The following is a 10,025-nucleotide window of genomic DNA, read 5'->3' as shown; positions in this document are numbered from 1 at the left end:
TAGCATCAAAGCAGGACTCAATCAATTCGAGGACTTTGGGTTCGTCGGATAGTTGATTTAAGGCAGCGTTCAGCAGTTTGCGCTGGTGATGATCTAATTCACGGATTGCAGTAATTAATTGAAAAAAATCGGCGTTTTTCATGATGATCTCCAATTGAAAACCTACATGGCTTATTTTATGAAAAAGAAATAAAAAATTCCATAGTTAACGATGACATAGCCTATTTCTAAGCTTAAAAACTTGAACATCGAGTTATAACGGACAGAGTTTTTTCATAGATATTGCCGACGGCAAGATGGTTAGTCTTAATCGGATATTTGAAATATCTGGAGCTACTAAAGGCAAAGAACCTAAAGAGTGGAATAAGCTAGATAGTACAAAAAACCTAATAGAATCAATAAAAGGGGGGAAATCCCCCATTTTAAAAACCAAGCGTGGAATCGGCGGCGGCACTTGGGTGCACTGGCAACTAGCCTTGTCCTATGCTCAATATCTTTCACCTGAACTGCATCTTGCTGTAAATCAAATTTTTAAGGAAAGGCTTGAAGAAACAATTGATCCTGAGCTCGGTATAGCCAGGAGCCGGGAAAGAGCTAAAGCATCGTGGAAAAACCAAGGTCATGACGATCAATGGATTGCAAAACGCGAGCAGCATATCGATACTCGTAAAGCTTATACAGAAGCCCTGATTGGGCATAATGTTAAGTCAGGGTATGAAATAGGCCAATGCACCAACAAGATTTATAAGGGCATATTCAGCAAAGATAAGTCAGAAATAGAGCGGGACATCCGAGCGAAAAACCCAGGACTGCTAAAGAAAGTAAATATCCGCGATCATGCAAAATTATCCTCTTTGGCGGCCATTGGTCTTGCTGAAGCGTTGGCTTCAGAAGAAATAGATGAGTTCGATGTACGTGGTGTCAAAGATTGTGCTCAATTATCTTTTGATAAGGGAGCATCAGTTCGTTTAGCATTGCAAGACGCTCAATCTAAGTCACCTAAAAAACCTGTCGTGAAGCCATTTAATACAGAGTCCCATTATAATGGTATTGCTGGCTTGAAGGAGGCTTTGAAAGGTAAATAGCGGTCTAGAATATAAATATGGAGTGTGGCCATATTTTACTCCCGTCTTACTCTAAAACCGTTTAACTTTAGAGCGAGCTATGAAGTCAAGTAGCTTGCGCATTTGCAAATCGGTTATGGGCGAACCTCGTGCTAGCTGATTCTGAATACAAGCGTTGACATCACTCTGGCTGACATGTCGGCATTTAGCGAGTAATTTGATGAAAACAGTTTTATCTGGTGTTGGTTGACCAGTTGCTGGATCTGGAACAGCGGCACACCCATTTTGATGCCTAAATCTTTAACCCTTGCTACGGGCAACGACGCAACCGTCATTATTACTGAGCACCAGCACCGGTTTACCAATCAGGTCAGGCCGAAACACCCGCTCACACGGAACGTAAAAATTGTTACAGTCAACTAAGGCGAGAAGCGGCTGCATTACACGGAATGGATGACGTTGGTCACCACGCCCCAGATCACCATTTCAAGCTCTTCGTAGATGACAATATCGGGATAAGCTGGATTCTCTGCCTTGAGTTGCCATTGCTCATTATCTCGCTCCAAGCGTTTTACTGTCAGTTCGCCATTCAATGCACAAATGACAATCTTACCCGGCACCGGATCAATGGAGCGATCCACCACCAAAATATCATTAGGATGGATACCAGCACCGAGCATGGATTCGCCTTGAGCTCTGACAAAGAACGTAGCGGCGGGCTTTTGTACCAGCAGCTCATTTAAATCCAACGTTTTCTCAACGTAATCATCGGCAGGCGAAGGAAAACCGGCGGCGACTTTGCCACCAAATAACGGCAACGCACACAAGCTTGGCGTTCTGGACGGGAAGAGAATCAACTCCGTGCTGTTAGACAACCCTTCGAACTGCTGCTTTCGGACATCAAGCAGGTTTTTGATGGCTGGAATCAGGCTTTCAGGTACACGTATGGCCTTGGTAGTTTCACCGTAGGCGGATGAGCCTTTTTTGCGACCAGCATTGGGTCTGGCTCCGCCTCTTGTTTAGATTTTATCTTGCGGCATAATGTGCACTATAGAAAAATGCACGCTTTTCAAAAGAACATACTACCATTCTTTGCCGTGCCTGGGGATTTCTTAACTGGGCTGGGAGCACCAATCTACCTAGCGCTCACTAGAGACCTTTTTTAAAAAGTATAGCTTTAATGTAAAGATAAGTTTAAAGTTTAAAGTAAAAAATGATCCAATGGACGTGGTTCCCCCCGATGAAAAATGTTTTTGATTTTCGTGACGAGCTGGTTTTAGATTACAGCTCTTTCTCACGCAGCTTCACCCGCATTGCCGCCTCAGACATCCGTCAAGAAGTTGAGCGCCAATACGATGCAGGTCGCTATTGGCCTGAAGCACTGATTCAAATAAATCCCAATTACCAGCGCAAAACGACAGTTCAGCAACTCGCCGAACAAGGCATTCTGCATAAAAAATGTGCTGATATTTTCCAAGTGGGTAAGTTGGAAAATAACCCACAACCGTTACATCTTTACACACATCAACTTCAAGCTATAGCTAAAGCACAATCTGGCCAAAGCTATGTTGTAACTACAGGCACTGGTTCGGGTAAATCGCTGTCTTTCTTTATTCCCGTAATCGACAAAATTCTTCAAAATAAAGCAAGTGATAGCGCTGCAAAAACGCGAGCCATTGTCATTTATCCTATGAACGCGTTAGCAAATAGTCAGCTTGAGGAATTAAATAAATTTTTGTACGGCTACGCTGACGCTGAAAGGCCCTTCAGTGTTGCTCGTTACACAGGACAGGAATCCAAGGCAGAACGTGAAGCGATAGCAGAAAACCCACCGGATATTTTGCTAACCAATTTCATGATGCTTGAGCTCATACTGACGCGTTATGAGGATACAGATCGCCGTGTTGTCGAGCATTGTAAAGGGCTCAATTTTTTAATCCTGGACGAACTACATACCTATAGAGGCCGACAAGGTGCCGATGTTGCTTTGTTAGTTCGCCGATTACGCGAACGATTGCACGCCAAACAAATGATTTGTATCGGCACCTCGGCAACCATGTCGAGCACTGGTAGCAAAGATGACCAGATGAAAACAGTAGCCGAAGTTTCCAGTAAGTTATTTGGCACCTTAGTCTCCCCCAACGACATTATCCGTGAAACGCTTGAACGTGTTACCGACCCTTCAAGGGATGTTGCCGCCATTCGATTTCTTCTATTGGAATCACTTACCAGAACAGCCTTTGAATGGTCAGCTTTTGAAGACTTTCGAAACGATCCGATCGCCATTTGGGTGGAATTGAATCTGGGCATTGAGTTACCCGTTGATAGCGAACCCGTTCGAGCAAAACCCATCAGCTTGTCAGAAGCAGCAACCCGATTGGCTCAAGATGCTTCCTGCAACGTGGAAATTGCAAAAGCAGGATTGCAAAAATTCCTCATAGCAGCCCAGCACAGTGTCAAAACACCACAAAACCAACCACCGTTTGCATTTAAGCTGCATCAATTTATTAGCGGTCCCGGAAAAGTTCATGCGACCTTAGAGACTCAAGGTGCCAGACATATTACTATGGATGCGCAACGTTTTGCACCGGGGCGGCAAACAGAATTAGTGCTTTTGTATCCTACCCATTTCTGTCGGGAATGTGGGCAGGAATATCATCCTGTCTGGCGTGAACAAAATAGCGACATCCATTTCAAACCACGGGAAATTGATGATATAAGTGCCAACGAAAATGAAGATGCCCGGTTTGGATTTTTATGTCCAAGCAGTAACCGTCAACAATTTCAGGGGAACATAGAAGACCTGCCTGAAGTCTGGCTTGATCTTAGTAAAGCTCAGCCAAAAGTAAAAAGCCATTATAAGAAAGCATTGCCCATTGCTACGCAAGTTGATCCACAAGGTGTCGAAAAGCGAGGTGAGCATTATTGGTTTATACCGGGGAAATTCCGTTTTTGTCTAAACTGTGCCTATGTGCATGAGGCGCATGGCAAAGACATTAACCGGTTACCAAGCCTTTCAGGCGAAGGGCGTTCATCAGCAACGACCATGCTTACACTGAGTGCTTTACGACAGCTATTTTCTGAAACCGATATTCCAAAAGGCATCCCAGACCCCAGAAAATTACTTGGCTTTACCGATAATCGCCAAGATGCCGCCTTACAAGCAGGTCATTTTAATGATTTTGTATTCTTGCTTACTTTACGAGCTGGCCTGATAGCAGCCTTACAAAATAACAAGGGAATTCTGACTGAAGAGCATTTGGCGGACGAAGTATTTAATGCACTCGGTTTCAATCAATTAGATGCTGCAACATTGGCAGAGTACCTGCGGACGCCCAAGTTAATGGGGCTTGCTCGACAAGAAGCGCAGCGAACTTTACGATTCGTATTGGGTTATCGGCTACTGAGAGATTTGCGTAGAGGTTGGCGATTTAATAATCCCAATCTCGATCAACTTAATCTTCTGATTGTTAATTATCGTGGATTGCAAGAGTTTTGTGCTGATGAATCGGCATTTGGTCTGCCGGAAACTTTATTACGCAAACTGGGAACAAATGGGCGCGAAGCATTCTGCCGGTTGGTGTTTGATGAAATGCGACGAGCGCTATGTTTGGAAAGCCGTTATCTGGATCCTGTTGACCAGGAAAAAACCAAAAACACCGCTCATCAATATCTCAACGAACGCTGGGCATTTTCGTCAGATGAGGCTTTGGCTACCTCAAAGTATTTGATCCTCGGCAAGCGTCCCGAATATAAAGGCAAACCGCGTAATGATTTAGTTAGTGGCGGCCCTCGTTCACGTATCATCAAACAACTAAAAAGAGCAGCGTTCTGGAAAGAATCGCCATTTGCTGGACAAGTTTCCAATTGGAAGGAACAGGAACTTGTTGAAGCAATGGAGACTCTGCTAAATGTAGCTGTAAATTACGGGTATGTTCATAAGCATTCTATCGACAATTCAATTCTGGGATGGCGATTAAATGCCGCCGCTATGGATTGGTGCTTACCACTTATTGATGATAGTGAGGATCAAAGCAAGCCCAATGCTTTTTTCCGCCAGCTTTATCTGGTGATGGCTCAAATAATTAAAATGCCTGCGCATCCCTTGTTTGACTTTGAGGCTCACGAACATACCGCCCAAGTTGATGCCACTCGCCGTCAGTTGCTTGAACAGCGCTTTCGCTATACCGACAAAGATCGTCAGGATTGGGCGGATAATCCCGCACATGAAGCCCCTTTGGAGCGTTTGCCGGTGATGTTTTGTTCGCCCACTATGGAACTCGGGGTTGATATTTCCGCCCTTAATACCGTTTATTTACGCAATGTGCCGCCCACCCCTGCCAATTACTCACAACGTAGTGGTCGGGCAGGCAGATCCGGCCAGCAAGCATTAGTCATCACTTATTGTGCAGCGCTAAGTCCTCATGATCAATGGTTTTTCCATAATGCCGACAAAATGGTTCACGGCATCGTCAAGCCACCTACCTTGGATTTAGCTAACCGTGATTTAGTAGAAAGTCATTTACACGCAGTATGGCTGGCCTGTTGCGAAGTGGAATTGGAAAACAGTATTGCCCCATTAGTCGATCTGGAAAAGGCAGACAAACCTATAAAACCAGAACTACTTGCCCGCCTTAGCGACAAAGATGCTCTGGTTAAAGCCAAAATTGCAGCCACACGCGTTGTCGCTCAATTACAAAACGAGCTGAAAGATACTAACTGGTTCAATAGTGACTATGTTGAGCAAGTTATTGATGACTCACCCAAGGCATTTGCCAATGCCTTGGAACGCTGGCGAACGCTTTTTGATGCAACCCTTAAGCAAATGGATATGGCTGATAGCATTGTCAAAAGCCATACTACATCGCACAGCGAACGCGAAAACGCCCGTCGGCGTTACGGAGATGCAGCACGCCAATACACAGTTTTATTAAAAACAGGCAATACCCAAAATTCCGATTTCTATACCTATCGTTATTTAGCAAGCCAAGGTTTTTTACCAGGCTACAACTTCCCCAGACTACCTCTTATGGCCTGGATTCCTGCACGCGGTGGAGCCAATAGCAGTGGCAAGGATGATACTGGCAGCATGGTAAGTCGCCCGCGTTTTCTGGCGCTGTCTGAATTCGGTCCGCGCAGCCTGATATACCACGAAGGCCAGATGTATCGCGTGGTTCGTGCAAAACTCAATGTAGGCTCGGATGATCATGTTTCAGGAAACAGTACCTTAGGTACGTTGTCTGCCCGTATCTGTAGTCAATGCGGGTATGGACATCTAGGCGAAGAGCAAGAATCAGAACCATTGGCAAATTGTTGCGAGAATTGCGGCGCATTACTTACCGAGCATGACTGGGTCAATCAACTTTATCGTATCGAAACCGTTGAGACTGTAGCGGTAGAACGAATTTCAATCAACGATGAAGAGCGTCAACGCCAAGGTTTTGAGTTACAAACCACATATCGATTTCTGCCTGGCCCGGATGGTGTGGTGCAAAAGCAGGAAGCGCATGTTATCTATCAAAATGAAACGTTTTGCGCTATTACCTATTCACCGGCCGCTCAAATTTGGCGTATTAATCGAGGTTGGCGAAGGCGCAAAGATAAAAATCAGCTAGGCTTTTACATCAATCCCATTACGGGAGTTTGGAGCAAGCAGGATGATCCGAATAAAGACGATACGCCGGAGACCAACGAAGCATTACTTGAGAAAGTGCCTAATCAACGTATTGTTCCATTTGTAGAAGATCACCGTAATATCCTGATTCTTGCCCCGGTAAAACCCTTATCTCTGGAGGCCATGGCGACTTTACAGGCCGCACTTAAGCGTGGCATTGAGCAGACTTTCCAAATTGAGGAATCAGAGCTGGTTGTAGAGCCCTTGCCAACGACTGATAATCGCCAGGCGTTATTGTTTTATGAAGCCGCAGAAGGTGGGGCCGGTGTTTTAACTCGCTTAGCCACTGAGCCAACCAGCCTGGCAATGGTGGCTAGCGCTGCACTCCGCGTGATGCACTTTGGTTCCATAGAAAATATTTCAACCCTTGAAGAACTTAAACAGCATGAACAACGTAACGCTGAGGGTGAAAGTATTTGCGAAGCAGGTTGTTACCAATGCTTGCTATCTTATTTCAATCAACCTGACCATGATCATATCGACAGGCGAAACCCAGATGCTTTGCAGTTGTTATTAGCACTAGTCAATGCCAATGTCACTTCGATAAACCTTGAATCTCAGCCCTCTAAACAGCAAGCAGCTGAAAATGTTATGCTTAGTGCATGGCTGAACGAGTTAAAAGCAAGGCAACTAAAACAACCTGATGCGATTGAAGTCTCGATCAATCAAGGACAAACCATTGCTGCCGCCCAATATAAAAGCTCGCGTATTTTAATATTTTTAGAGCCCTTGATAAACGACATAAAAATCCAATTGGAGGACAAAGGCTGGCAAGTGCTGGATTTTTCAAAGCCCACGCTGTGGTCTGATTTATTTGAACAATACGCCGATCTACTCGGTAAACAAGAGAACAATTCATGAACATGCCAGCCCACGATTTCAGTATCGGCAATCTAGTTCGAGCACGAGGCCGTGAGTGGGTCGTACAACCCGATTCAAAGCAAGATTGGCTGCGTTTACGGCCATTGGGCGGTGCTGACAATGACATCATTTCGTTGATTCCCGGACTGGAATTCCAACCAGTTGAACCAGCCACATTTCCTTGGCCCAATCCCGAAAAACCCGGCAATCATGCAGCTGCCTTACTTTTACGAGATGCACTGCGCCTAAAATTGCGTGCTGGAGGTGGTCCATTTCGATCTTTTGGTAACATTGCAGTAGAACCAAGAGCCTACCAACTGGTGCCATTACTCATGGCATTACGACTAACGACAGTGCGACTATTGATTGCCGATGATGTGGGTGTCGGTAAAACTATTGAAGCCGGTTTAATAGTTCGCGAATTGATGGATCGCGGCGAAATAAGCCGATTAGCTGTACTCTGTCCGCCGCATTTGGTTGATCAATGGCAAAGTGAACTGGAAGAACGCTTCAACATCCAGGCCGTTGTTTTAACCTCAGCAAGTGCCAGCCGTATCGAACGCGATTTGCCGCATGGTGTCAGTTTGTTTGATCATTATCCCTGTATCGTGGTAAGTCTTGACTACATTAAAAGTGAGCGCCATCGTGAACATTTTCTAGCTATTGCTCCAGAATGTGTAATTGTCGATGAAGCCCATACCTGCGTGAGTAGCGGCCAAGGTAAACAATTGCGTTTTGAATTGTTGCAACGCCTAGTAGCCAATGAAGAGCGACACATACTGTTACTTACTGCTACCCCGCATTCTGGCGATGAAACCGCTTTTTATAACCTTCTGTCGCTACTAAATCCCGCGTTTTCAACGTTACAGAACCGCACTTCTGCAAGCGATCCGCTACGCCTAGAATTGGCTCGCCATTTCGTTCAGCGTCGCCGAATAGATATTGACGAATGGCACGATACGCGGGGGTTTCCTAAACGCTTAACCACAGAATTGACTTACGAGCTCAGCGGTGCGTGGGGACAGTTTTTTGATGACGTGCAAAGCTATTGCCGTGAACTCGCTGAATCAGTTGAACAATCATCCAGCGGCAATGCCCGATTGATTTGGTATGCCACTTTAGCGTTATTACGCTGCGTAGCATCATCACCAGCAGCTGCCGTCAGAGCTTTGAATACTAGGCTTGAGGGTACATTGGATAATGAGACATGTCTGACCGATAACAGGCTATACGATGGTCAATCGGATGACTTGGACAGTAACGATCTCGAACCGCCCGCGCAATTGCAAGATGCAGCTCGATTACAGCACTTGATTGCTCAAGCAGAAAGCTTGAGCGGCAAAGCCGGTGATCCCAAGCTGGCATTATTAATTACCCACGTCAAAAGCCTGCTAAAAGATGGTTTTCACACAGTCATCTTTTGCCGCTACATCGCTACCGCCCATTATGTTGCCGAACACTTACGAGCCTACTTTCCGGCCGTAACCGTAGAAGCTGTGACTGGCGAATACACACCGGCAGAACGCGAACTGCGCATACAAACAATGGAAGACGCCGAACAGCGTTTGCTGGTTGCTACCGACTGTTTGTCGGAAGGCATCAACTTACAGCATTTATTTACCGCAGTGGTGCATTACGATTTAGCATGGAATCCAACTCGCCATGAACAACGCGAAGGCCGAGTTGACCGATTTGGACAGCAAGCTCCTGAAGTGCGCTGTACCATGCTCTACGGTCAGGATAACCCTGTAGATGGTTTTGTATTAAACGTAATTCTCAGAAAAGCCGAGGTCATTCGCAAAGAGCTCGGGGTATTGGTACCCATGCCGGAGGATGAGTCCCGTATAAATCAGGCACTTGTCAAAGCTGCCTTGATGAAGCGTGGCGAAATGAATCAAGCGCCAATTCAAGCCAGTCTTTTTGATTTCGAAGTAGCGGAAGAGTATTTAAAACCTCTCCAAGCCCAATGGCATAACGCCATGGAAAAAGCCAAGGCCAATCGCACTGTGTTTGCCCAGCGCAGGATTAAACCGGAAGAAGTCATGCCGGAATGGCAAAAACAGCAAATTGCACTGGGATCCGAGGCCGATGTTAAACGCTTTGTACAAACGGCCTGTGCTCGACTCAATGCGCCACTGGAAGCGTTTAAACTCGATGTTCAAGTTTTTAAATTTTTTGCAGCCTGATTCTTGGAAAATTATCCAGCAGCACGGTACTGTAGCGAAACCGTCGGCCCTAAACGCCCCAAATCCCTCCCAACCATATGTTTTCCAGAAGGCATTAACTGAAAAACCTCATCAATAAGTCCAGCCAATTCTTTGAGCTTAGCCGCAGGATTCTTATCTACTAACAAGGCTTTGATAAATTCAATCAGCACCTCCATTTGAGATTTTCTTTGCAGACTGCCTACGGTATACGCGGGCAGT

Annotated in this window: 4 protein-coding genes and 2 pseudogenes; 3 read left to right on the top strand and 3 right to left on the bottom strand. The window is 45.6% G+C overall.

All coding sequences use genetic code 11. The features are described from left to right. Positions 1-266: 266 nt before the first annotated feature. A pseudogene (locus RW114_RS18595) lies at positions 267-1,085 on the top strand (KilA-N domain-containing protein); the annotation flags it as partial. A gap of 149 nt (positions 1,086-1,234) precedes the next feature. Here the strand turns inward: RW114_RS18595 and RW114_RS18590 are convergent. Both RW114_RS18590 and RW114_RS18585 read right to left on the bottom strand, forming a co-directional pair. Then, positions 1,235-1,505: pseudogene (locus tag RW114_RS18590) on the bottom strand (Y-family DNA polymerase); the annotation flags it as partial. Next, entirely contained in the window at positions 1,505-1,939 is a 435-nt protein-coding gene (locus tag RW114_RS18585; protein WP_340124247.1) for a LexA family protein, read from the bottom strand. The pseudogene RW114_RS18590 and the gene RW114_RS18585, both read right to left, overlap by 1 nt. Positions 1,940-2,304: 365 nt before the next feature. Here RW114_RS18585 and RW114_RS18580 point away from each other — a divergent pair, with 365 nt between their 5' ends. Then, entirely contained in the window at positions 2,305-7,599 is a 5,295-nt protein-coding gene (locus tag RW114_RS18580) for a DEAD/DEAH box helicase (RefSeq protein WP_340124246.1), read from the top strand. Beyond that, entirely contained in the window at positions 7,596-9,785 is a 2,190-nt protein-coding gene (locus RW114_RS18575; protein WP_340124245.1) for a helicase-related protein, read from the top strand. Before RW114_RS18580 ends, RW114_RS18575 begins: the two co-directional genes overlap by 4 nt. Before the next feature lie 11 nt (positions 9,786-9,796). Here RW114_RS18575 and RW114_RS18570 read toward each other — a convergent pair. Further along, positions 9,797-10,025 (bottom strand): hypothetical protein (locus RW114_RS18570; protein WP_340124244.1); only part of this gene is annotated, 229 nt, incomplete at its 5' end.

This window comes from Methylobacter svalbardensis (assembly GCF_037671525.1).
Lineage (GTDB): Bacteria > Pseudomonadota > Gammaproteobacteria > Methylococcales > Methylomonadaceae > Methylobacter_A > Methylobacter_A svalbardensis.
The sequence above is the reverse complement of the archived record's forward strand: the minus strand, read 5'-3'. Positions and strand labels throughout refer to the sequence as shown.